The following is a 22,982-nucleotide window of genomic DNA, read 5'->3' as shown; positions in this document are numbered from 1 at the left end:
ATGACCGGCCATTTGCGTTTTCGCCAGTTTGATGCTAAAGGCGCGGCAACATTGACAGGCGGAGGCGCTAAACGTGCTCCGCCTTTGATTTTCTCGACATGCAGACGAATTCCCGCCGATTTAACAGGCCGGTCGCGCGACGCATGGAACGATGGGATAATGTAATGTCCGTTATGGAAGCTCCTGCCGGCCTGGCAGTCAAAGCCCCGCTGATCGCCAACAGCGACCTCATGTCCGGCAAGCCGTCCCTGATCGGGATGACGCGCGAGGAAATGGGCGACGCATTGGCCGAAATCGGTGTGCCGCAGAAGCAGGTGAAGATGCGCGTCAGCCAGTTGTGGAACTGGCTCTATGTGCGCGGCGTCTCCGATTTCGACAACATGACAAATGTTGCCAAGGAACTTCGCGAGAAGCTGAAGGCCGCCTTCACCATCGCCCGACCTGAAATCGTCGAGGAGCAGATCTCCAATGACGGCACCCGCAAATGGCTGATGCGTTTTCCGCCGCGCGGGGCAGGTCGCCCGGTCGAGATTGAAACGGTCTACATCCCGGAAGAAGGCCGCGGCACGCTGTGCATCTCAAGCCAGGTCGGCTGTTCGTTGACCTGTTCTTTCTGTCACACCGGCACGCAGCGTCTGGTGCGCAATCTCACGGCCGAGGAAATCCTCTCGCAGCTGCTGCTGGCGCGTGACCGGCTGGGTGATTTTCCTGACGGTTCGACGCCGGTCGGCGCCTATGTACCGAGCGAAGGCCGAAAGGTTTCCAACATCGTCATGATGGGCATGGGCGAGCCGCTCTATAATTTCGAGCATGTGAAGACCGCGCTTTTGATCGCCACCGATGGTGACGGCCTGTCGCTCTCCAAGCGACGCGTCACCCTTTCCACCTCGGGAGTCGTGCCGGAAATCTTCCGCACGGGCGATGAGATCGGCGTGATGCTGGCGATTTCGCTGCACGCGGTGCGTGATGAGCTGCGCGACATGCTCGTGCCCATCAACAAGAAATATCCGCTGAAAGAGCTGATCGAGGCCTGCCGCAACTATCCGGGCCTCTCCAATGCCCGGCGCATCACTTTCGAATATGTGATGCTGAAGGACGTCAACGACAGCCTGGAGGACGCCAAGATGCTCGTGCAGCTGCTGAAGGGCGTTCCGGCCAAGATCAACCTCATTCCATTTAATCCGTGGCCGGGCACAAATTACCAGTGCTCCGACTGGGCGCAGATCGAAAAGTTTGCGGATTTCATCAATCAGGCGGGTTACGCCTCGCCGATCCGGACACCGCGCGGCCGCGACATTCTCGCCGCCTGCGGTCAGTTGAAGTCGGAATCGGAACGGATGCGCAAGACCGAAAGACTGGCTTTCGAGGCCATGATGATCGCAAACCACGGCGCGGATGACTGAATAAGTCAAAACTGGGCCATAAAGCTGGCTTTGGCGCTGTTCTTCGATTGATTTCGGCCGGTCTTGTTTTTAAGAAAGCGGCAATAAGAAACCAACTGGAGGAAACCCATGCGCGCACTCATTCTGGCCCTTGCCGCAGCGACAGCGCTCGCTCTGCCGGCAAAGGCTGAAACCGTCACCGTTGCCGTTACCGCCATTGTCGAACATCCGGCGCTCGATGCTGCCCGTGATGGCGTCAAGGCAGCGCTTGCCGAGGCCGGCTACAAGGAAGGCGACAACCTCAAGTTCCTCTACGAGTCCGCGCAGGGCAACCCCGGCACTGCAGCGCAGATCGCGCGCCAGTTCGTGGGCGAGGCTCCCAATGTGATCGTGCCGATCTCTACCCCATCCGCGCAGGCCGTCGTTGCCGCCACGCGTGACATTCCTGTCGTCTTTACGGCGGTTTCCGATCCTGTCGGCGCACAGCTGGTCAAGGACATGCAGAAACCCGGCCGCAATGTGACAGGACTTTCCGACATGTTGCCGGTTGCCGAGCATCTCGCGCTCATCAAGGAAATCTCGCCGAACGCCAAGTCCATCGGCTTCATCTACAACTCTGCCGAAGCGAATTCCGTCTCGACGCTTGCGCTTCTCAAGACGGAAGCCGAGAAGGCTGGCCTGAAGGTTGTCGAATCCGTCGCGACAAAGTCCGCTGAAGTTCAGGGTGCAACCCGCGCCCTGGTGGGCAAGGCGGACGTGATCTACGTTCCGACCGATAACACCATCGTTTCCGCTTTCGAAGCGGCAGCCGGCGTTGCGGCTGAAGCCAAGATCCCGCTTTATGCCGCTGACACCGACTCGGTCGCCCGCGGCGCGGTTGCGGCCCTGGGCTTCAACTATTTCGACGTCGGCAAGCAGACCGGTGCCGTTGTTGTCCGCATCCTCAAGGGTGAAAAGCCAGGCGACATCCCGGCCACCGTTGCTGTCGGCACCGATCTGGTAATCAACAAGAAGGCCGCCGAAAAGGTCGGCGTTAGCTTTCCGGAAAGCGTGACGAAGCGCGCCACCAAGGTCATCGACTAAACCGAAACCGGCATAAATAACCGGGCGGCGTGATATGCGCCGCCCGTTTTACGTGGCACTGTCTGTGCCCGTCTCCGCCAAACGGCGGCAATAACAAGGACATTACCGTGAGCCAAATCGCCTTTTGGGGTGCCGTGGAGCTGGGACTGGTCTTCGCTTTCGTGGCGATCGGCGTCTATCTCGCTTTCCGCGTGCTTGATTTTCCTGACCTGACTGTGGACGGTTCCTTTCCGCTCGGCGCTGCTGTGGCGGCCGTGCTGATCATTTCCGGTTTGAATGCCTGGGTTGCGACGGCGATTGCCATGGTTGCCGGCGCCGCTGCCGGTATCGTGACCGCAACGCTCAACGTGCGTTTCAAAATTCTGAACCTGCTTGCCTCGATCCTGACGATGATCGCGCTGTTTTCGGTCAATCTACGGGTTATGGGAAAGCCGAATGTGGCGCTGCTCAATCAGGACACGATGATCTCGCCGTTTTACGGGCTTGGTCTCTCGGAATATCTGGTGCGACCGCTTTTTGTTGGCTTGCTCGTGCTGATCGCGGTCATTCTCGTCTGGCGCTTCCTGGAAAGCGACGCGGGGCTGGCCATGCGGGCAACGGGTGCCAACGCGCGGATGGCGCGGGCGCAGGGTGTGAAGACGGGCAACCAGATCTATCTTGGCATGGCGCTTTCTAACGCCCTGGTAGCCCTCGGCGGCGCGCTGTTTGCCCAGACCAATGGTTTTGCGGATGTGACATCAGGCGTTGGCACCATTGTCGTAGGCCTAGCAGCCGTCATTATCGGTGAAACGCTGTTCGGTGCCCGTGGCATCCTGATCGCGCTGATCGGCTGCGTCTTTGGTTCCATCGCCTACCGTCTCGCCATCCAGCTTGCCCTGTCGAGCGATGTGCTGGGCCTCAAGGCATCCGATCTCAATTTCGTAACGGCGGTTCTGGTGGCCATTGCCCTTATCCTGCCGCGACTGCGCCGCGGGGGAGCAACATCATGATCTCGCTTTCCGATATTCAGGTCGTTTTCGGGCGCGGCACGCCGCTGCAGAAGCAGGCTCTCGCCAAGATCGACCTCACCATTGAAGATGGCTCCTTCGTAACCGTCATTGGCTCGAACGGCGCCGGAAAATCGACGTTGCTCGGCGTTCTGGCCGGCGATGTCTTGCCGACGGCAGGCAAGGTGATGATCGGCGGTGCTGATGTCACCCGCAAACCGACCGCCAGCCGGGCGGGGCGAGTGGCGCGTGTGTTTCAGGATCCGCTGGCCGGTAGCTGCGGCGCGCTCACCATTGAGGAGAACCTGGCGCTTGCGGCATCCCGTGGCGAGCGTCGCGGCCTTCTGCCGGCGCTTGGCCGCGGCCGGCGCGACTTCTTCAAGGAGCGCATCGCCTCCCTCAATCTCGGTCTCGAAAATCGCCTTAAAGACCGCATGGACCTTCTGTCGGGTGGTCAGAGGCAGGCGGTCTCGCTCGTCATGGCGACGCTCTCGGGTTCGGACGTTCTGCTGCTCGACGAACATACGGCTGCACTCGATCCCGGCATGGCGGAATTCGTCATGGAGCTGACCCGCAATGTGGTGGAGGAGCGCAAGCTCACAACACTGATGGTCACCCATTCCATGCGTCAGGCGCTGGATTACGGCACCCGCACGATCATGCTGCATGCCGGTGAAATCGTACTCGACGTCTCCGGCGAAAGCCGCAAGGGTCTTCAGGTCGAAGATCTCATCGACATGTTCCGCAAGATCCGCGGCCAGACGCTCGATGATGACGAGTTGTTGATCGGCTGATGAATGATCCGAAAGGCGCCAGCGGGCGCCTTTTTTGTCCCTTATCGCGTCTGCGTGAGGAAAATCTTGACCGCGAAAAGCGAGAAGACACCGGCGATCGTGTAATCCAGCCCGCGCAGAACTTTGCGATTGCGCTGCAGCCAGGCGGAGAGAACATCGGCCGCCACTACGATGCCGATGCCGATCGGCAGTGCGACGATGATGGACCAGATGCCAAGGAAAATGAGCTTTCCGGTCACATGCGGATCGGATGCGCTAACGAATTGCGGCAGGAAGGTCATGAAAAAGATGATGACCTTGGGATTGAGCAGATTGACCCAGATGCCGTTCAGCAGGGCAGATTTCAATGACGACTGCTGTTTTTCGCCTGTCGTCTTGACCATGACGAAATCCGAGCCCTTGCGGATCGCCTGAATGGCCAGCCAGACCAAATAGGCGGCCCCACCGGTCTTCAGGATCAGAAAAGCCGTCGGCGATGCGACGATGAGGGCGGCGACGCCGAAAGCCACCAGCATCGTATGCACGGTGATGCCGAGATTGGTTCCCACAAGCGTCATGAAACCCGCAGCACGGCCCTCACGTATGGACCGGCTGATCCACAACGTCATGTCGGGCCCGGGCGTGACCGCCAGCAGCAAAATGGCGACGGTGAAGGCGGCAAGTGTTGGCAGGCTCGGAACGAAATCCATCGCGGCACCCGTGAAATCCAGAGATTTTTGTTGCTTAACGCGATTTCGGGTTTGTGCCAATGGCCTGATGCAAAGTCGCGGGAGGGAGGAGGCCGCCGCACCCGGTGCTGCACGGCGGCAGGAAGGTCAGCTCTTTAAAAAGCTGGTGAAGGCCCCGGAGTAATCGGGGTGCCAGCGAGAGAGCGGCGGGCGGTTCTCAACGATGTCTTGCGCTGCCCAGAGAATCCGCTTCTCGTCGGTCGGGCGGTCAACTTCACCATCCGGGCAAAGAATATAGAAATCGCCGCGGACAATGCTGTCGATCATGAAATCGACGGTCTGTTCGCCGGTCCAGGCGCCCTCGGGCTTTTCAGTCCTGCCATGGGCGGTGAGGCCGGTGAAGACGAAACCGGGGATCAGCAGGTGAGCGGAAACCGCGCCGTTCGGCATATTGCGCAGCTCGTGCTGAAGCGCCTCCGTGAAAGTTTTCACACCTGATTTCGAGACGTTGTAGGCGGGATCGCCCGGCGGCGTGGTGATGCCTTGTTTCGAGCCCGTGTTGACGATGAGGGCGGGTTCACCATGGGCGACCATCCCCTGACAGAAGACACGGGCGCCGTTGATGACGCCCATCAGGTTGACGCCTATGGTCCTGTCCCAATTGGCCTGCGGTCCGAAGATGGCGCTGCCGGGCTGGATGCCGGCATTGTTCATGAGCACGTGAACGCGCCCGAAACGCTGGATAACCGCGCGTTCCAGCGCCTCCAGCTCATCGAGTTTCGAGACGTCGGTCGGGATAGCGACGATCTGCGCTTCGCCGTCCTTGGCGACGGTCAGAATAGCCGCATGGGCAGCGGCGAGCTTTTCGCCATCGAGATCGACGAGCACGACGCTCATGCCGAAACCGGCGAATTTGCGGGCGGCGGCCAGTCCGATGCCGGAGGCAGCACCGGTGATAACGGCGACATTATCTTCCTTGAATGCGGGGTGGATGGTCGTCATAGGTTTCTCCTTCGCGTCGTTTCTGCTGTTTCCAGCGGTTTGCAACGTTGCCTGAACCTGAGTGGCTTCATTCACGGTCTTCAAGTCGATCGCGCCGCTTCATGATAAAGCGCGAAATTTCTAAATGCATGTGACAATGGCTTCGTTCCCCTCCGCGTGACCTGTCACCGCCTCCATCTCTCCCGCCCATCAATTGTTTTGTCGCTTATCTCACGGAAAAGCGCTTCACACATTTCGGCTTGCACTGTAAAAGTGCCGAAATCCCAAGGAAATGGCGGTGTCCCGATGCCGTCATCATGCAGATGGACATCACTATGGCACTTCCGAAAGACGTAAAGAAAGTCGTTCTCGCCTATTCCGGCGGCCTCGACACCTCGATCATCCTGAAATGGCTTCAGACCGAACTCGGCGCCGAAGTTGTGACCTTCACCGCCGATCTCGGCCAGGGCGAAGAGCTCGAGCCGGCGCGCAAGAAGGCCGAGATGCTGGGCATCAAGGAAATTTTCATCGAGGACGTCCGCGAAGAGTTCGTGCGTGATTTCGTGTTCCCGATGTTCCGCGCCAACGCCGTTTACGAGGGGGTCTATCTGCTCGGCACGTCGATTGCCCGTCCGCTGATTTCCAAACACCTGATCGAGATCGCCAAGAAGACCGGCGCCGACGCGATCGCCCACGGTGCGACGGGCAAAGGCAACGACCAGGTCCGTTTCGAGCTTTCCGCCTATGCGCTGAACCCTGACATCAAGATCATCGCCCCCTGGCGCGACTGGACGTTCAAGAGCCGTACGGACCTCCTGAACTTTGCCGAACAGCATCAGATTCCGGTTGCCAAGGACAAGAAGGGCGAAGCACCATTTTCCGTCGACGCCAACCTGCTGCACTCCTCGTCCGAAGGCAAGGTTCTGGAAGACCCGGCGATTGAAGCGCCTGAATATGTCCACATGCGCACGATTTCCCCGGAAGCCGCGCCTGACAAGGCAACCGTCATCAAGGTCGGTTTCCGCAAGGGCGATGCCTGCTCCATCAACGGTGTTGAAATGTCGCCCGCGACGCTTCTCGCCACGCTCAACAATTATGGCCGTGAAAACGGCATTGGCCGCCTCGATCTGGTCGAAAACCGCTTTGTGGGCATGAAGTCGCGCGGTGTGTACGAAACGCCCGGCGGTACCATCCTGCTGGCGGCGCATCGCGCCATCGAATCGATCACGCTCGACCGGGGTGCTGCCCACCTCAAGGACGAGCTGATGCCGCGTTACGCCGAGCTCATCTATTACGGCTTCTGGTTCTCGCCGGAGCGCGAGATGCTGCAGGCCCTGATCGACAAGAGCCAGGAGCATGTCGAAGGCGAAGTGACGCTGAAGCTCTACAAGGGCAATGTGATGGTAACCGGCCGCGAGAGCGCCAAGTCGCTCTATTCCGACGCGCTGGTGACCTTCGAAGACGACCATGGCGCTTACGACCAGAAGGATGCAGCGGGCTTCATCAAGCTCAATGCCCTGCGTCTGCGCACGCTCGCCAAGCGCAACCTCGGCAAGTAATTTTGCTGTTGGCACGATATTGCGACCCGCTGGCGGCGACGCCGGCGGGTTTTTTATGCTTCTTTTCTGGAGACGATACGCAAACCGAAGTAGCTCGCAACGGCCAAAAACTCCATCAGGGGAATGATGATACCGAACCCAGTCAGCGGCGAACCGATGAGCGCAGCGGCGGCCCCGCCCGCAAAGCCCGATCCCATCTGAATGAAGCCCATCATCGCCGACGCCGAGCCGGCGATATGCGGGAAGGGCGCAAGCGCCGCCGTTACCATCGAGGGTGTCAGCAAGGCGATACCAACAGTTGCGACCGCCACCGGTCCCATAATTGAGAGAAATGACGGCGGTATCAGGAAAACCGATAGAAGGATCAGCAGGCCGCCCGTGCCCGAAAAACAGAGGCCGATCATGACCGAGCGGCGATCGCCCAGTCGCGGCGCGAGATAGCGCAGCGCGATGGAACCGAAGAAATAAGCGCCGGTCTGCATCAGCATGCCGATGCCGAAGGCAGTGGGTGTCATGCCGACCGTGTTGATGAGGATGAAGGTGAGCATTGTCGCCTGCGCATAGAGCGCGCCGATGGAGCCGCCAAGCACAAGGGCCGCCAGAAGAAAGCGCGGCTCAGTCAACAGGGTGCCGTAGGCGGAAAGAAGGCGGCGGGGGCGGACAAGGCTTATGTCCGGGCGGGTCGTCTCACGCAGAAAGATAACAACCGTGACTATGGCAAGACCGCCAAGCCCGGCCATGAGAAAAAATACGGATTTCCAGCCAAAGGCGGCAAGCGAAAGTCCTCCGATCGTTGGTCCCATTGCGGGGCCGACAGCAAGCATGATGCCGATGAGGTTCATGATGCTGGAGGCTTCTGCGCCGGTGAACTGATCGCGGACAATGGCGCGCGCCACCGTCATGCCGACGGAAGCGCCGATGCCCTGAATGAGCCGGGCAAAGAGCAGCACCTCGATCGTCGGAGAAAAGATCGCCAGCAGCCCACCACCCAGAAAAATCGACAGGAAGGCGAGACTGGCGCTTTTCCTGCCGAAGGCATCGGATGCAGGCCCGGCAATCAGTTGCGCCACGGCAAAGCCAGCAAAATAAAGGGAGAGGCTAAGCTTGATGGCCGCTTCGTTGGTGGCGAAAACCCGCGTGAGTTCAGGCATGGCCGGGGTGTAGATCGACATTGAAATCGGCGCCAAGGCCGTCAGCAAAGCGCCGAGAATGGCCGTGCGTTTTCTCGACATGATCGGTTGTGGCGACATTGTAATCAGCCGTTCTGCTCCGGCTGCAGATTGTCGCGAAGGGTCTGGAGAAAATGGCGGAAGAGTGCGACTTCATCGTCGTTCAGGCCTTGCGTGGCGTGACGGACCAACTCCTCGATTTCCTGCCGCACGGCGTCCAGCATCTCTGCGGACGACTGGGTAAGGACGATGCGTTTCGAGCGCCTGTCCTGGGGGTCCTGCTGGCGTTCGATGAGATCGAGAGATTGCAGCTTGTCGAGATAGGCACAGATGGTCATCGGTTCGATGCCGAGGCGCGCAGCGATATCCGACTGCTTGCTGCCGTCAATGGCGGCGACCGTCAGAAGGGCGCGGGCCTCGCCAGGGGTAAGGCCAAGACCGGCCTCGGAAATTCGACGTTCAAAAGCACTGTTCAGCAGGCGTGCGCCGCTGTTCAGTAAAAATGCCAATGAATCTTTCTCGCGTTTCGTGCTCATTCGTCGCCTTTTCGTAAGTCAGCCTTACTAAAAACCGGGCGATAATCAATGCTGCGACACCGATATTCTCGAAAATCGGTTCAACTATACGTCAGCACCGCAGCGGGGCGCACTTCCCATTGGCTTTGACTGGCGGCTGCGACATTCACGGGCAGGCATCTGCCTCCCCGCGCTGCGTTTGGCATATTGAATTGGGGCTGGAGGCATGCCCATATGGGCTTCGATCGAAATCGCACAAGGAAGATGAAATGCCATCGAAGACTGCTCTTTATCCCGCGCTTATTGACTGGAACGGCCATCATGGCCTCCCGAAATTCGATGCGATCAAGGATGAGGATTTTGCGCCGGCTTTCGACGCTGCGCTTCTCTCCCATGAGCAGGAAATCGATGCCATTGCGGAAAATTCCGATGCGCCCAGTTTCGAAAACACGGTCACTGCGCTCGAAATAGCGGGTGATGATCTCTCCCGTATTTCGTCGCTGTTCTGGAACAGGGCGGGCGCCAATACAAACAATGTCGTCCAGGCGCTTGAGCGGGAAATCGCGCCGAAGATGTCTCGACATTACTCGAAGATCGGCATGAACGAGGCGCTGTTCAAACGCATCGACGCGCTCTGGGAACAGCGCGACGCGCTTGGCCTCACCGGCGAAGAAAAGCGGGTTCTGGAACGGCACTGGAAGGGTTTCGTGCGCTCGGGTGCCAAGCTGCCCAGGGAACGTCAGGAGCGGCTTGCGGCCATCAATGAAGAGCTTGCCGGTCTCGGCGCGAAGTTCGGCCAGAATGTGCTTGCGGATGAGAAGAACTGGAAGCTTCTGCTGACGACGGAGGAAGACTTGGCCGGCGTCCCGGACTTTCTTCGTGATGCCATGGCGGGTGCAGCGCGCGAACATGGCGAGGAGGGCAAATTTGCCGTGACCCTTTCCCGCTCTATCATCGAGCCTTTCCTGACGTTTTCCGAACGCCGCGATCTGCGCGAACAGGCATTCAAGGCATGGGTAGCGCGGGGCGAGAACGGTGGCGAAACCGACAATCGTGAGATTGTCCGTAGAACTCTCGAGTTGCGAGAGGAAAAAGCAAAGCTTCTCGGTTATGCGAATTTCGCCGCTTACAAGCTCGACGATACGATGGCGAAGACCCCCGACGCGGTGAACGGTCTTCTCGGGCAGGTCTGGGAGAAGGCGGTGCGGCGCGCTGGCAACGAAGAGACTGAACTTGCCGCCATCATCGCAGCGGAAGGCAAGAACCACGAGGTTTTGCCGTGGGACTGGCGGCACTATGCCGAAAAGCTCCGCGCTCAGAAATTCAATTTCTCCGAGGCTGAACTGAAGCCTTACCTGCAGCTCGAAAAGATCATCGAGGCCTGCTTCGATGTGGCCGGGCGGCTTTTCGGCATTCGCGCCGTCGAGGTTAAGGGTATCGCCGCCTATCATCCGGACGTCAGGGTTTTCGACATCCTCGATGACAAGGGCAACCTGAAGGCCATGTTCCTCGGTGATTATTTCGCCCGCCCTTCAAAGCGGTCCGGGGCGTGGATGAGCTCTTTCCAGTCGCAGCACAAGTTGCCGCTGAAAAATGGCAAGGTTGGGGAAATCCCGATCATCTACAACGTCTGCAACTTTGCAAAACCAGCGGAAGGCAAGCCGGCGCTGCTCTCGCTCGACGATGCGCGTACCTTGTTCCACGAGTTTGGTCACGCCCTGCATGGCATGTTGTCGGATGTTACCTATCCCTCGGTTTCGGGCACGGGCGTGTCGCGTGATTTCGTGGAATTGCCGTCGCAGCTTTACGAACATTGGCTGACGGTGCCGGAAATTCTGGAAAAATACGCGCTGCATTATGAAACCGGTGCGCCTATGCCGAAGGCCTTGCTCGACAAGGTGCTGGCGGCGCAGACTTTCAACGCCGGCTTCAACACGGTGGAGTTCACCTCGTCTGCGATCGTCGATATGGCGTTCCACACCCGCGACGGCGTGGGTGATCCGATGGCGGTGCAGGATGAAGTGCTTTCGCGCCTCAATATGCCCAGGTCCATCGTCATGCGCCATGCAACGCCACACTTCCAGCATGTATTTTCGGGTGATGGTTATTCAGCCGGCTATTACTCCTACATGTGGTCGGAAGTGCTCGATGCGGACGCCTTTGCCGCTTTTGAGGAAACCGGCAATGCGTTTGATGGCGAGATGGCGCGTCGGCTGAAGGAGAATATCTATTCCGTCGGTGGTTCGATTGATCCGGAGGAAGCCTACCTCGCCTTCCGTGGCAAGATGCCAAATCCCGATGCGATGCTCGCAAAGCGCGGTCTCGTATAAGACACTGTCATAATTCTGAGCTAGAAGCTGGGTGCAGGGGGCTTATGACATGAGCCCCCCTTTCGCATTTGCAAAAAAAAGGTTATGAGCGCGCCAAACTAAATTGGCGCTTCTCATCATTTTAGCGCCCAACCTCAGAGATTTTAAACAATGGCACTACGCAACATCGCGATCATCGCGCACGTTGACCATGGAAAAACGACGCTTGTTGACGAGCTTCTGAAGCAATCCGGTTCGTTCCGCGATAACCAGCGCGTTGCAGAGCGCGTCATGGACAGCAACGACCTCGAAAAGGAACGCGGCATCACCATTCTCGCCAAGGCGACATCGGTGGAGTGGAAGGGCGTTCGCATCAACATCGTCGACACCCCCGGCCACGCCGACTTCGGCGGTGAAGTCGAGCGTATCCTGTCGATGGTGGATGGCGCGATCGTTCTGGTCGACAGTTCCGAAGGCCCCATGCCGCAGACCAAGTTCGTGGTCTCCAAGGCGCTTAAGGTTGGTCTTCGTCCGATCGTTGCGATCAACAAGATCGACCGCCCCGATGGCCGCCATGAAGAAGTCATCAATGAAGTCTTCGACCTCTTCGCAAACCTCGATGCGACCGACGAACAGCTCGACTTCCCGATCCTCTACGGTTCTGGCCGCGATGGCTGGATGAACGTCAACCCGGAAGGTCCGAAGGATCAGGGTCTCGCACCGCTGCTCGATCTGGTTCTTGAGCACGTTCCGGAGCCCAAGGTTGAAGAGGGCCCGTTCCGCATGATCGGCACGATCCTTGAAGCCAACAACTTCCTCGGCCGCATCATCACCGGCCGCATCGCGTCCGGTTCGATCAAGCCGAACCAGGCCGTGAAGGTGCTCGGCCAGGACGGCAAGACAATCGAAACTGGCCGAATTTCCAAGATCCTCGCCTTCCGCGGTATCGAGCGCACCGCAATTGAAGAGGCCCATGCGGGTGACATCGTCGCCATTGCCGGTCTTTCCAAAGGCACCGTCGCCGACACCTTTTGCGATCCGTCCGTTACCGAGGCGATGCAGGCACAGCCGATCGACCCGCCGACCGTTACGATGTCCTTCATCGTTAACGACAGCCCGCTGGCCGGCACCGAAGGCGACAAGGTTACCTCGCGCGTCATCCGTGACCGCCTGTTCAAGGAAGCCGAAGGCAACGTCGCGCTGAAGATCGAAGAAGCCGAAGGCAAGGATTCGTTCTTCGTTTCCGGCCGAGGCGAGTTGCAGCTGGCAGTTCTAATCGAGACCATGCGCCGAGAAGGCTTCGAGCTTGCCGTTTCGCGTCCCCGCGTCGTGATGCACAAGGATGAGAGCGGCGCCCTGCTGGAGCCGATCGAGGAAGTCGTGATCGACGTGGATGAAGAACATTCGGGCGTCGTCGTTCAGAAGATGTCCGAGCGCAAGGCTGAAATGGCCGAGCTTCGTCCTTCCGGCGGCAACCGCGTTCGTCTGAAGTTCTACGCACCGACCCGCGGCCTGATCGGCTACCAGTCGGAACTCCTGACCGACACGCGCGGCACGGCGATCATGAACCGCCTGTTCCACGACTATCAGCCCTTCAAGGGCCAGATTGCCGGTCGCGTGAACGGCGTTCTCCTGTCCAACGGCTCGGGCGAGGCTGTTGCCTATGCCATGTTCAACCTGGAAGATCGCGGCCCGATGATCATCGAGCCGGGTGAAAAGGTTTATGCCGGTATGATCATCGGCATTCACTCCCGCGACAACGATCTGGAAGTGAACGTGCTGAAGGGCAAGCAGCTGACCAACATTCGTGCCGCCGGCAAGGACGAAGCTGTCAAGCTGACGCCACCGATCCGCATGACGCTCGACCGCGCTCTTTCCTGGATCCAGGACGACGAGCTGATGGAAGTGACGCCGAAGTCGATCCGTCTGCGCAAGATGTTCCTCGATGCGAATGACCGTAAGCGCTTCGAAAAGGCCAAGCTTGCCGCCGGCTGATCGGCGAAATCGACTGCTTTTGAAAAACCCGGCCCCGTGCCGGGTTTTTTGTTGGATTTTTTTTATGTGTGCATGAGTCGAAAGGCGCTTTGCCAAAGGTTAAGGATGCGTTAATTTTTCCTGGTCGTCCACATGAATAGGCTGTGGGTAAGCTTGCCGGCGTTAACCTTTATGACTGGTAAGTTTCCGTGGCCGGGGCCAGAATCGCGTTATGAAAACGTTATCCATCGATGTTCGCCGTGCCGAGCCGCATGATGCGCGCGCCATATCCGAGGCGCATCGTCTGTCGTGGCAGCAGGCCTATGCGGGGCTCATTCCGCATCGCCCGCTGACGCAGATGCTTGAGCGCCGGGGCGAGGGCTGGTGGAAAAAGGCCACCAAGGGTTCGGCGACGATGCTGGTAGTGGAAGTGGCCGGTGTGGTTGCCGGATATGCGACACTCGGCCTCAGCCGGGCGCGCGGGTTGCCGCATGACGGCGAAATCTATGAACTTTATCTCCGCCCGGAATATCAGGGCATCGGCCTGGGTTCGCTGCTCTTCACCGAAGCACGCCGGCTGCTGACGTCGCTTGGCTGCAACGGCATCGTTGTCTGGTGCCTTGAGGACAGCGATGTCGCCAACCGATTTTTCCGTTCGCATGGCGGGCGGGATGTTGCCGAAGGCATGGAAGACTTCGGTGGCAAATCCCTGCGCAAGGTCGGTTTCGTCTGGAACTGACGATGCAAATTCCCGGGATCCTCGTTTCGCGTCCGATGATGGCGTGCCGCTAGCACCCAATTTATCCATTATGCCTTATCTGCCTACAGCCGTGTTGCAATGCGCAGACTTTCCCAGTATCGAAAACCAAATCCAACCCGTCGAATGAGGGAAGCGAATGCGTATCGATGCAATCTCCGTAGGCAAAAATCCGCCGGAAGACGTTAATGTTATCGTTGAAGTGCCGGTCGGCGGACATCCGATCAAGTACGAGATGGACAAGGATGCCGGCGCGCTGATCGTTGATCGCTTTCTCTACACGCCGATGACCTACCCGGGCAACTACGGCTTCGTGCCGCACACCCTGTCCGACGACGGTGACCCGATCGACGTGCTCATCTGCAATACCCGCCCTCTCGTTCCGGGCTGTGTGATCAATGTCCGCCCCATCGGCGTGATGATCATGGAAGACGACGGTGGCAAGGACGAGAAAATCCTCGCTGTTCCGGTTCCGAAACTGACGCGTCGTTACGACAAGGTCAACAACTACACCGATCTGCCGGAAATCACGCTGAAGCAGATCGAGCACTTCTTCGAGCACTACAAGGATCTGGAGCCCGGCAAGTGGGTGAAGATGGGCGGCTGGCAGGATGTCGACGTCGCCAAGAAGCTGATCGTCGAAGCCATCGAGCGCTACAAGACCCAGGGTTGATCCCGGCTAAAGCTCTTTGAACAGCTCTTCAAAATCCTCCGGGTCGGCGTCGATCCGGAGGGTTTTTTTTCGTGCTGTTTCGCCTGAGAGGAGGCTGATGGCGGATTTGGGCAGGCCGAATTTTTTCGCCAGCAAAACAATCAGCGCCTTGTTCGCCTTGCCGCCTTCCGGGGCGGCGCTGACGCGGGCCTTGAGATGCGCGTTTCCGTTTGCATCCCGATCCACACCCTCGATGGCGTCACGCCCGCCATTCGGCGTGAGGCGCACCGTCAGGCGGACATGATCATTCTGCTTTTGCCAGCAGCCGCTCAAGCGACCATCGGGTATAGCGTGTTCCACATGAAGGAGCGGATGAAGAAGATGATCAGCAACACAATGATCGGCGAAATATCGATGCCACCGAGATTGGGCAGAACGCGGCGGATGGGGCGCAGAACCGGTTCCGTGACATTGTACAGAAAGCTGCCGATGGCGTTGACAAACTGGTTGCGGGAATTGATGACATTGAAGGCGTAAAGCCAGGAAAAGATGGCGCTGCCGATCAGCACCCAGGTGTAGAGGTTCAAGGCCAGATCGATGGTCTGAAACAGGGCAAGCATCAATATCTCCGTATCTTGGTTGCAAGACATTTAGACATTCGGCGCTGAACCGGCAAGTGTTGCGCCAGATCGTAATCATCATTGGTCGAATCCCACCGGCGATGATCGTGATCTGACCGACGACTCCCCGGCGGATTTCGGGCTGGAACCGCTCGGACTGTCAGCTCTCCCGCCGATGAGGGCTGGTCATTCCTGTCATATCGCTTTATTGCCATCTCCATATTCCCTCGCGAGCACCCAGCCGATGTCTCTCCCTTCTGCCGAAAACCGTTTCGGTGCATTCCGGCATTCATCTTATCGCCGTTTCTTCAGCGCCCGGTTTTTTTCGGCCTTCGCCATTCAGATCGTCAGCGTTTCCGTCGGCTGGCAGATGTATGAGGTGACCGGTAATGCCTTTTATCTAGGTCTGATCGGTCTTTTCCAGTTTCTGCCTTCGCTGCTCTTGATCCTTGTGACGGGAACGGTTGCCGACCGGCACAATCGCCGCCGCATCATGTCCGTATGCTTGCTGGTTGCGGCGCTTTGCGCGGTCGCTCTGCTGGCGCTGACGCTGACGCACAGCTTTTCCCCATGGCCGGTCTTCGCAATTCTTGTCGTCTTCGGCATCGAGCGCGCCTTCATGGGACCGGCGGTGCAGTCGCTGGCGCCCAATCTCGTGCCCGTTGAGGACTTGCCGAATGCGATCGCCTGGAATTCTTCGTCCTGGCAGATGGCGTCCATTATGGGGCCTGTTGCCGGCGGTCTGCTTTATGGCCTCGGCGCTTCGGTTGCTTATAGCGTTGCGCTTGTGCTCTTCATGATCTCCGCAGCCCTTGCGATAGCGATCCGCAAGCCGGAACAACGCGGTCCGGCAAAAGCGATCAGCCTCGAAACCATGCTCGCCGGCTTCAAGTTCATCTCGCAGGAGAAGATCGTCCTCGGCGCGATATCGCTCGATCTCTTTGCGGTGCTCCTGGGTGGCGCGGTTGCGTTGATGCCGATCTTTGCCAAGGAAGTGCTGACGCTTGGCCCATGGGGTCTGGGTCTTCTGCGCGCAGCGCCCGGGATCGGGGCCATTACCGTCGCCGTCATCCTCGCATTCAAGCCTATTCGCCACCATGCGGGCCTGCTGATGTTTGCCGGCGTTGGCCTTTTCGGCGTTTCGACCGTCGTCTTCGGCCTGTCACAAACCGCATGGCTGTCCATCGCCGCGCTGGTTGTCATGGGCGCTTCAGACATGGTGTCGGTTTATGTGCGCGAGACCCTCATTGCGCTCTGGACGCCGGATGAGGTGCGTGGACGCGTCAATGCGGTGAACATGGTCTTCGTTGGCGCATCGAACGAGCTTGGCGAGTTCCGCGCCGGTACCATGGCGCATGTCGTAGGCGCGGTACCGGCCGTTGTCATCGGCGGGGCTGGCACGCTTGCGGTGGCGGTCATCTGGGCGCTTGGTTTTTCCAAGCTGCGCAAGATCGACAATCTGGACGCGCCGCATTGATTCCATAAGGAATCAGCGCTGCGCCTTGCCCTCAAATACCAGATCGAGAAAATTGCCGAGCCAGGCCCTCAGCGGCGTGTCGAACAACATGCGGCCTTCTAGATGCTGGCTGCCCACCTGCGCATTCGGCATGCCAAAGCGTTGCGCGCCGCGCACCACCCAGCTGTGCATCATGGCACGGGTCAGTTCGGCGTGAAACTGCAGGCCCCAGGCGTTTTTTCCGTAACGATAGGCCTGGTTAGGGTAGGTTTCGCCCGATGCCAGCAATTCGGCGCCGCGCGGTAGCTCGAACCCCTCCTTGTGAAAATGATAGACCATCTTCGGCCAGTGCGGCATCAGAAGCCGGCCATGTTCGGTGGCATGGAGCGGATACCAGCCGATCTCTACCTTGCCTTCCCTGTCTGCCTCAACCTTGCCGCCCAGATGTTTTGACAGCATCTGTGCACCGAGACAGATGCCGAGAAAGGGCTTGTCTTCCTTCAGCGGCACCTTCAGCCAGTCGATTTCGGCTTTGATGTAATCATGCGGGTCGTTGGCGCTCATCGGGCCGCCGAAGATGATGGCACCTGCATGGTGCGCCAGCGTCGGCGGCAGGTCGTCGCCAAGTGCCGGGCGCCTTATATCCAGACGATATCCCTTCTCCACCAGCATCTGGCCGACGCGGCCGGGCGTTGAGCGTTCCTGGTGCAGGACAATAAGCAGCGAGGGTTGTTGTTTCTGTTGCCTGGAGGGGTCAAACAGCATCGTCTTCGTTTTCGCTTTCTTCAGCAGGGCCGGACCTCGTGGCGGCCTGCTGACGTTGCAGAACCCTGTCGCGCACGGAAACACCAAGCAGATCGGCAACGCGCCAGATCACGTGATCTTCCATTTCGCTTCGTTCGCCGTCAGCGTAAACAATATCCCATAATATGCCAATAAGCTCGACACGCTGATCCTCATCGAGGTGGCGGCGAATATCGGCCGTGAAGCGATAATAATCGACGGCTTCCTTACCCGCCTCCTGCCCGGCCGCGAGAAGAGCATCGAGTTTGCCGCCATCGAGATGATAATAATCGTGCAGGATTTCCCGCAGGCGCTCACGCTCGCTTTTAGAGACGGTGCCGTCAGCTTCCATCACCTGAAAACAGAGGGCGGCGACGGCCACCCGCAAATCATCCGGGCTGAAATCTCCTGCATTCGGGCCGACGAGGTTCTGGATGAAAGACTGAAATTGCTGGAACATCGATTGCCTGCCGCTCAGAAGAGTTTAAGCCGGGTTTTGGGTTCGGCTTCCGTACCTGATTTCTTGACGCCGGGGTCGTCCGGCGCCCCACCGAAAAACGGCACGGGTTCCGCCTTCGCGGCCGCCCCGCCGTTCTGCGGCGGTGCGTCGATGGTCGCAGGTTTTTTCTCTTTTACCGCAGCGGCGGCCGGCTTCACCTCGACCGTTGTCGTGGGTACGGGCTTCGGCTCAGCTCTGGTTTCTGGCGGGCTTTCAACGACGATTGTTCTCGCAGCCGGTTCGGTCTTGGCCGGCGCTGCCGCAAGCGCATTTTCAATCGTCATATCTTCAACCGGCCCTTCGAGCTGGCCGAAAGGTGCTTTCCATTCGAAGGCATCGAGACGCCCCGTGACAGGCGAGACAGGGAGCCATTTTTCCGATACGACGCCATCGGCGACCCAAGCCGGATCACGCGGCGCGCGCAGTGCCTGCGCCATCCAATACCGCACGCGTCCCTGGTCCCCGGTTTCGGCTTCCTCAATATCGGCCATCAACAGGAAAATGCTTTCACGTGGCTCGATGCGGGCGGCGGCTTCGGCCTTTTCCCGCGCCCGCCCGAATTCTTTTGCGTCAAGCGCTGCCTGCGCCACCGCAAACAGCGACTCGATATTATTCGGCTTCAGACTTTCGAGCCGCTCAGCGCGTTTGAGGCGGTCGATAGCGGTGTCGCCGCTGCGCGCGCGGACATATAGCTCCGCGATCTGCGGATGAGGATCATTCTTCCAGACAGGCTCGAGAACAGCTGCTGCTTTGCGCAGATTGTCTTCACGCAGATAGGATTTTGCTGCAACCAGCGCGGCCGGAACGAGGCCTTTGGCAAGTTTCAGGGCGTGCTTTGCGTCCTCGCGTGCGCCGACCGGATCGCTTTCAAGCTTTTCACTGGCTTTTGCTGTAAGAAGCACCGCCTTTAACCGTTCCGCCTCACCGCGCTCGATAACGCGTGCAGCCTTCTGTTGGTCAAGCAGACGGATCGCGTCATCCCACTGACCGGTGCGGCAGCGATTTTCCAGTGTCGCCTGCGCTGCCCACGGCAGGTAAGGTGCTTTTTCCGCGGCATCCTCTGCATATTGCTGGGCCGCCTCATAGGCGCCCTGCCGGCGGGCTTCGATATAAAGGCCACGAAGCCCAAGCTCACGTGTTTCTGGATCACGGGCCATCGCCTCGAATTTGCGCCGGGCGTCGTCGTATTTGCCTTCGATGAGATCGGCTTGCGCATCCAGCAGGTGAATCAGCGGCTCCTGATCGGCGCTGAGCAGCCCCTGCGTGCGGGCCGTCATCTTGCGGGCGAGAAGGGCGTTGCCAGCGCCGGCGGCAATCAATCCGGTGGATAGCGCCTGATAACCGCGGTCGCGTTTGCGGGCGCGGAAATAGCGACGGGCGGCGTTGGGCGATGTCCAGATGGCGTTGATAACCCACCAGACAAGCATCACGACGGCAACCAGGGCCGCGATCATGGCGGCGGCAACCATCAGGCTCATTTCGATCAACTGCCCCTGCCAGACGATCGAAAGGACGCCGGGTCTGTCGGCAAGCCAGGAGAAACCGAAACCAAGCGCCAGGACGATAAGGACAAACGTCAGGATTTTTGTCATGTCCTTACCCCTGCTTGCCGGTGCTGGTGATGGCACGGTTCAACGTGCCGCCGACCAGGTTTTCAACCTCGATACGCGCATCAAGCGACTTCTTATAGTCGGCCGAGGCCGACTTGGCGGCCTCGGGCAGCCCGTTCCACTCGAGGGCCGCGCCTTGCAGATCGCCATTGCGCAACTTGTTCTCCATGCGTGCGATCATCGCTTCCGGCGTCTCTCCCTCGATATTTCCGACCGGGCGAACCTTGACGAGCGACAAGGCGCTTTCGGTCAGCCGTTCCATGATGCCCTGATTGGGGTCCGGCTGATTGATGGCGGACAGCATGGCATTGGCGACATCGGGAAATTTCTGCATCAGTTCCGAGCGCGACGGCACACCGGTAGCGGCAAACGATTGCAGGGAAGCGATTGCGGGATCGTCAGGCGTTACCTTTGAAAGGGTGTCGAGTTCGGTCAGGAAAGGGCCGCCACGGTCGATCGCAGCTTTCAGCCCCGCCGAGGCAATGGCGCGTGCCACTTCAATATCGTCTCTCGGTTCGTTGATCTTGGCTTCCGCATCCGAAAGGCGGCGCGTCAGGTCTGCAGTCGCGGAGGCCTGCGCGGAACGCTCGGACTGAAGGGTGGATTCCAACGCGGCAATTTTTTCGGCAAGCCCGTCCGCCTGCGGCGCCTCGCCTTTCGCCGCCTCGAGAGCGGCAAGACGCTGTTCAAGCGCCGAGCTGTCCGCTGCTGGCGCATTGGCGATTTGCTGGCGAAGGTTGGCTATATCCGTTTTCAGGGATGCAATTTCATCGTTACCAGCCCGTCCAGAGTTGGCGGAGGGAAGGATGCCTGCATATTGCATGCTGCCGGCGGCGGCGAGCGCCACAAGCCCACCAACGATACCGGCGGCGATAAGACCAGAGGTTGCCGCCTGGCGGCGTTCCGTCTGCGGGGGAGCCGACGGCTTGGTTGGTCCTGACGACGAGTTGGCGCTTGATGTCTTTGCAGAGGCGCTGCCCTCTGTGCTGGAAGACGATGTCGGACCAAAAGCTGGTTTCGAAGCCGCCGCTGCCGTTGCGGCCGCGGCTGCACTGGTCGCCTCAGGTTTTGCGTCGATTTTCGGCGCGGTCGAAGCTGATGACAGCGGCTCTTTCCGCTTTTCCGAAGCGGTTTCCGCCTTCTGTTCCGCAGCGGCTGCCGGTGCCGGTTTGCCCACGTTAGGCTCGGGTTCGATGCTGGTTTTCTTCGTCTCCCACAGCGGTGCCGTCGTGGCAGTTGCGGCTGTATCGGTCTTGGATTCGGAGGCGCTCGCTCCAGTCGTCGCAGCGGGCGTGCCCTCCTCGGGCTTTTCGTCCGCCTTCGCAGCGTCCCCATCGGCGGAAATTGCTTTCACGTCTTTGGCGTCCAGGTCGATGGTGACCGGTTCGGCTTTGGACTTGGAGTGGCGTGGCGGCTTTCCCGATACCATGACAACCTCATTTCTGCCTGCAGTAATCTAAACCTAGTCAGTGACGGCGGCAAAGGAAAGAGGTGAGCTCCAATTAGGTTCCAGGCTGACGGCCCAGAAGCTGAAACATCGCCGCCTGGCTCGGCTCTTCGGCAGCAAAGGATTGCGAGCGGAAGATGGCCGGAACCAGAGAAAGCACGTTGCGGCTGATGCAGATAAAGCGTGTCGCGGCGAGCGCGGTCGTCAATTCTTTCGCCGATACGTGATGAAAGAAGGTCCGTGCCGCCTCGGAAGAATAGAGCATCACCACATCGGCGGGCGTCGTCACAAGCGCGGTCTCGAGGTCCTCTTCAGATATCGTTGAGGGCAACATTTCATAACAGTCTATGGAGTTGAACGGAATGCCCGCTGCAGCCAGGCTTTCTTCGAAGACTTTGCCACGGGGCCTGCCAGCGAGATAAAGCAGTGGCTGCCCTTTAGAGAAAAGTGAATGGTGCGCTTTTACGAGCGCGGCGAGCGATACGGCATCTCCGGCGGCGGTGAATATCTGCCGAAAGCCACTTTTTTCCGCAGCCTCGGCGGTAGCTCCGCCAACCGCAAAAAGCGGTTTCGACAGGTGGGGCGCCAATTGTTCCGCGAAAGGATTTAATGCACGTACTGCTTCTGCGCTGGTTACGGCAATTGCCCCCAGCGAATCCGAAAGGGCCGGGACGGCGCGGGTTCCATGGTGGGCTGGATAAAACAGCGGCAGAAGCACGGGCCGGTGGCCAAGCGCTTCGAGTTTTGCGGCCGTCCTTTCGCCCGAACGCTGCGGCCGGGTGACGACGATCCGCATCGTTCAGCTCCAGCCTTCGAAGAAACTGCTGCCGGCCCTCGCGCGCACCTTTTCGCCAGCCTGGCTTCCGAGCTTCACCGCATCGGCGCGATTGCCAGAAATCTCGACGCCGTGGCTCGTCTGGCCGTCGGGCGTGAGAATAAGCCCGTAAAAATGCAGGGCTTCGCCATCGCAGGTGGCATAGCCGGCAATGGGCGTGCGACAGGAACCATCCAGCGCTGCGAGGAAGGCGCGCTCACAGGTCACGGCATCAAATGTCGGCAGGTCGTTTATCGACGCTAGCAGCGCGTCCATGCGTTTGTCCCCGATCCGGCTTTCGACGCAGATTGCACCCTGTGCCGGCGCCGGTGGGAATTCTTTCGGATCGAGAATTTCTGTCGGCACATGCTCCTTACCGAGCCGTTTCAGGCCGGCGAAGGCAAGCAGGGTCGCATCGGCCTGGCCTTCTTCGAGCTTCCGCAGGCGCGTGTCCACCAGACCGCGGAAAATGATGACGTTCAGGTCCGGCCGTAGGCGGCGGATCAGTGCCTGACGGCGCAGGGATGCTGAGCCGACGACGGCTCCATGCGGCAGTTCCAGAAGCTTTGGCGCGGTGCGGCCGATAAAGGCATCGCGCATGTCCTCACGCGGCAGGAAAGCGGAGAGATGGAGGCCTTCCGGCAGAACGGTGGGCATGTCCTTGGAGGAGTGGACCGCGATATCAAGTTCTTCCGACAGAAGCTGGCTTTCCAGCTCCTCGGTGAACAGGCCCTTGCCGCCGATCTCCGACAGGGCGCGGTCGGTGATCCGGTCACCCTTCGTAGAGAGAACGACGATTTCGAACATCTCTTCCGGCAGGCCGTGCGCGGCCATGAGCCGGCTGCGCGTCTCATATGCCTGTGCAAGCGCCAGCGGGCTGCCGCGCGTGCCGATTCGGAAAGGTTTTGTTTGCATCCGCGTCTA

Annotated in this window: 22 protein-coding genes; 10 read left to right on the top strand and 12 right to left on the bottom strand. The window is 59.4% G+C overall.

What is annotated here, in order from left to right; translation table 11 throughout:
• Positions 1-164: 164 nt before the first annotated feature.
• The 4 genes from rlmN to FS804_RS17730 all read left to right on the top strand — a co-directional run bounded on the left by rlmN (position 165) and on the right by FS804_RS17730 (position 4,245).
• Entirely contained in the window at positions 165-1,403 is a 1,239-nt protein-coding gene (gene rlmN / locus FS804_RS17745) for a 23S rRNA (adenine(2503)-C(2))-methyltransferase RlmN (RefSeq protein WP_186376883.1), read from the top strand.
• A 108-nt stretch (positions 1,404-1,511) separates the two neighbouring features.
• Positions 1,512-2,465 carry an ABC transporter substrate-binding protein gene (locus tag FS804_RS17740; RefSeq protein WP_144578211.1) on the top strand — a complete coding sequence of 318 codons (954 nt, stop codon included), beginning with the start codon at positions 1,512-1,514 and terminating at the stop codon, positions 2,463-2,465.
• 107 nt (positions 2,466-2,572) lie between these two features.
• Positions 2,573-3,454 (top strand): ABC transporter permease, encoded by an 882-nt coding sequence (locus FS804_RS17735; protein ID WP_144578209.1) that lies wholly within the window; start codon positions 2,573-2,575, stop codon positions 3,452-3,454.
• Complete coding sequence (locus FS804_RS17730) at positions 3,451-4,245, top strand: ABC transporter ATP-binding protein (protein WP_144578207.1); 795 nt, start codon at positions 3,451-3,453, stop codon at positions 4,243-4,245. The genes FS804_RS17735 and FS804_RS17730 overlap by 4 nt, the downstream gene beginning before the upstream one ends.
• A gap of 41 nt (positions 4,246-4,286) precedes the next feature.
• Here FS804_RS17730 and FS804_RS17725 read toward each other — a convergent pair whose 3' ends face one another.
• Together FS804_RS17725 and FS804_RS17720 are read right to left on the bottom strand one after the other, a co-directional pair.
• Entirely contained in the window at positions 4,287-4,934 is a 648-nt protein-coding gene (locus FS804_RS17725) for a LysE family translocator (protein ID WP_144578205.1), read from the bottom strand.
• Positions 4,935-5,060: 126 nt separating this feature from the next.
• A complete protein-coding gene (locus tag FS804_RS17720) occupies positions 5,061-5,915 on the bottom strand; it encodes an SDR family NAD(P)-dependent oxidoreductase (RefSeq protein ID WP_144578203.1) in 855 nt (284 codons plus the stop codon).
• 314 nt (positions 5,916-6,229) lie between these two features.
• On the opposite strand from FS804_RS17720, the gene FS804_RS17715 reads away from it, so the two are divergent.
• Positions 6,230-7,453, top strand: coding sequence for an argininosuccinate synthase (locus tag FS804_RS17715; protein WP_144578201.1), 1,224 nt, complete (start codon positions 6,230-6,232; stop codon positions 7,451-7,453).
• Positions 7,454-7,506: 53 nt separating this feature from the next.
• Here the strand turns inward: FS804_RS17715 and FS804_RS17710 are convergent, their stop codons facing one another.
• Both FS804_RS17710 and FS804_RS17705 read right to left on the bottom strand, forming a co-directional pair.
• The gene (locus FS804_RS17710; protein ID WP_186376880.1) at positions 7,507-8,703 is read right to left on the bottom strand and encodes a multidrug effflux MFS transporter; all 1,197 of its coding nucleotides are present in this window, start codon (positions 8,701-8,703) and stop codon (positions 7,507-7,509) included.
• Positions 8,704-8,708: 5 nt separating this feature from the next.
• Complete coding sequence (locus FS804_RS17705) at positions 8,709-9,158, bottom strand: MarR family winged helix-turn-helix transcriptional regulator (RefSeq protein ID WP_144578199.1); 450 nt, start codon at positions 9,156-9,158, stop codon at positions 8,709-8,711.
• 248 nt (positions 9,159-9,406) lie between these two features.
• Here FS804_RS17705 and FS804_RS17700 point away from each other — a divergent pair, with 248 nt between their 5' ends.
• The 4 genes from FS804_RS17700 to ppa all read left to right on the top strand — a co-directional run bounded on the left by FS804_RS17700 (position 9,407) and on the right by ppa (position 14,850).
• Entirely contained in the window at positions 9,407-11,467 is a 2,061-nt protein-coding gene (locus FS804_RS17700) for a M3 family metallopeptidase (RefSeq protein WP_144578197.1), read from the top strand.
• A 150-nt stretch (positions 11,468-11,617) separates the two neighbouring features.
• The gene (gene typA, locus FS804_RS17695) at positions 11,618-13,441 is read left to right on the top strand and encodes a translational GTPase TypA (protein WP_063951415.1); all 1,824 of its coding nucleotides are present in this window, start codon (positions 11,618-11,620) and stop codon (positions 13,439-13,441) included.
• Positions 13,442-13,652: 211 nt separating this feature from the next.
• The gene (locus FS804_RS17690; RefSeq protein ID WP_063951414.1) at positions 13,653-14,159 is read left to right on the top strand and encodes a GNAT family N-acetyltransferase; all 507 of its coding nucleotides are present in this window, start codon (positions 13,653-13,655) and stop codon (positions 14,157-14,159) included.
• 157 nt (positions 14,160-14,316) lie between these two features.
• Complete coding sequence (ppa, locus tag FS804_RS17685) at positions 14,317-14,850, top strand: inorganic diphosphatase (protein ID WP_063951413.1); 534 nt, start codon at positions 14,317-14,319, stop codon at positions 14,848-14,850.
• A 6-nt stretch (positions 14,851-14,856) separates the two neighbouring features.
• Here the strand turns inward: ppa and FS804_RS25010 are convergent, their stop codons facing one another.
• Both FS804_RS25010 and FS804_RS25005 read right to left on the bottom strand, forming a co-directional pair.
• Positions 14,857-15,162 carry a DUF167 domain-containing protein gene (locus tag FS804_RS25010; protein WP_186376878.1) on the bottom strand — a complete coding sequence of 102 codons (306 nt, stop codon included), beginning with the start codon at positions 15,160-15,162 and terminating at the stop codon, positions 14,857-14,859.
• On the bottom strand, positions 15,159-15,449 hold the full coding sequence (locus tag FS804_RS25005) for a YggT family protein (RefSeq protein ID WP_063951411.1): 291 nt from the start codon (positions 15,447-15,449) through the stop codon (positions 15,159-15,161). Before FS804_RS25005 ends, FS804_RS25010 begins: the two co-directional genes overlap by 4 nt.
• Positions 15,450-15,693: 244 nt before the next feature.
• Between FS804_RS25005 and FS804_RS17675 the strand changes: the two genes are divergently transcribed.
• Complete coding sequence (locus tag FS804_RS17675; RefSeq protein ID WP_144578195.1) at positions 15,694-16,926, top strand: MFS transporter; 1,233 nt, start codon at positions 15,694-15,696, stop codon at positions 16,924-16,926.
• Positions 16,927-16,938: 12 nt separating this feature from the next.
• Here FS804_RS17675 and FS804_RS17670 read toward each other — a convergent pair whose 3' ends face one another.
• The 6 genes from FS804_RS17670 to hemC all read right to left on the bottom strand — a co-directional run bounded on the left by FS804_RS17670 (position 16,939) and on the right by hemC (position 22,973).
• On the bottom strand, positions 16,939-17,670 hold the full coding sequence (locus tag FS804_RS17670; RefSeq protein ID WP_144578192.1) for a glutamine amidotransferase: 732 nt from the start codon (positions 17,668-17,670) through the stop codon (positions 16,939-16,941).
• Positions 17,660-18,148 (bottom strand): TerB family tellurite resistance protein, encoded by a 489-nt coding sequence (locus FS804_RS17665; RefSeq protein WP_063951408.1) that lies wholly within the window; start codon positions 18,146-18,148, stop codon positions 17,660-17,662. The genes FS804_RS17670 and FS804_RS17665 overlap by 11 nt, the downstream gene beginning before the upstream one ends.
• Positions 18,149-18,162: 14 nt before the next feature.
• Positions 18,163-19,779, bottom strand: a complete 1,617-nt coding sequence (locus FS804_RS17660; protein ID WP_144578190.1) for a heme biosynthesis protein HemY — start codon at positions 19,777-19,779, stop codon at positions 18,163-18,165.
• A gap of 4 nt (positions 19,780-19,783) precedes the next feature.
• Positions 19,784-21,226 carry a COG4223 family protein gene (locus tag FS804_RS17655; RefSeq protein ID WP_144578188.1) on the bottom strand — a complete coding sequence of 481 codons (1,443 nt, stop codon included), beginning with the start codon at positions 21,224-21,226 and terminating at the stop codon, positions 19,784-19,786.
• 73 nt (positions 21,227-21,299) lie between these two features.
• On the bottom strand, positions 21,300-22,040 hold the full coding sequence (locus FS804_RS17650) for a uroporphyrinogen-III synthase (RefSeq protein ID WP_144578186.1): 741 nt from the start codon (positions 22,038-22,040) through the stop codon (positions 21,300-21,302).
• 3 nt (positions 22,041-22,043) lie between these two features.
• Positions 22,044-22,973: a hydroxymethylbilane synthase gene (gene hemC / locus FS804_RS17645; RefSeq protein ID WP_144578184.1), complete on the bottom strand. Its 930-nt coding sequence runs from the start codon at positions 22,971-22,973 to the stop codon at positions 22,044-22,046.
• Between the last annotated feature and the right edge of the window lie 9 nt (positions 22,974-22,982).

Origin of the sequence: Agrobacterium sp. DE0009 (assembly GCF_007680755.1) — a bacterium.
In the GTDB taxonomy this organism is placed as follows: domain Bacteria; phylum Pseudomonadota; class Alphaproteobacteria; order Rhizobiales; family Rhizobiaceae; genus Agrobacterium; species Agrobacterium tumefaciens_B.
This window is presented reverse-complemented; position numbering and strand designations above follow the sequence as displayed.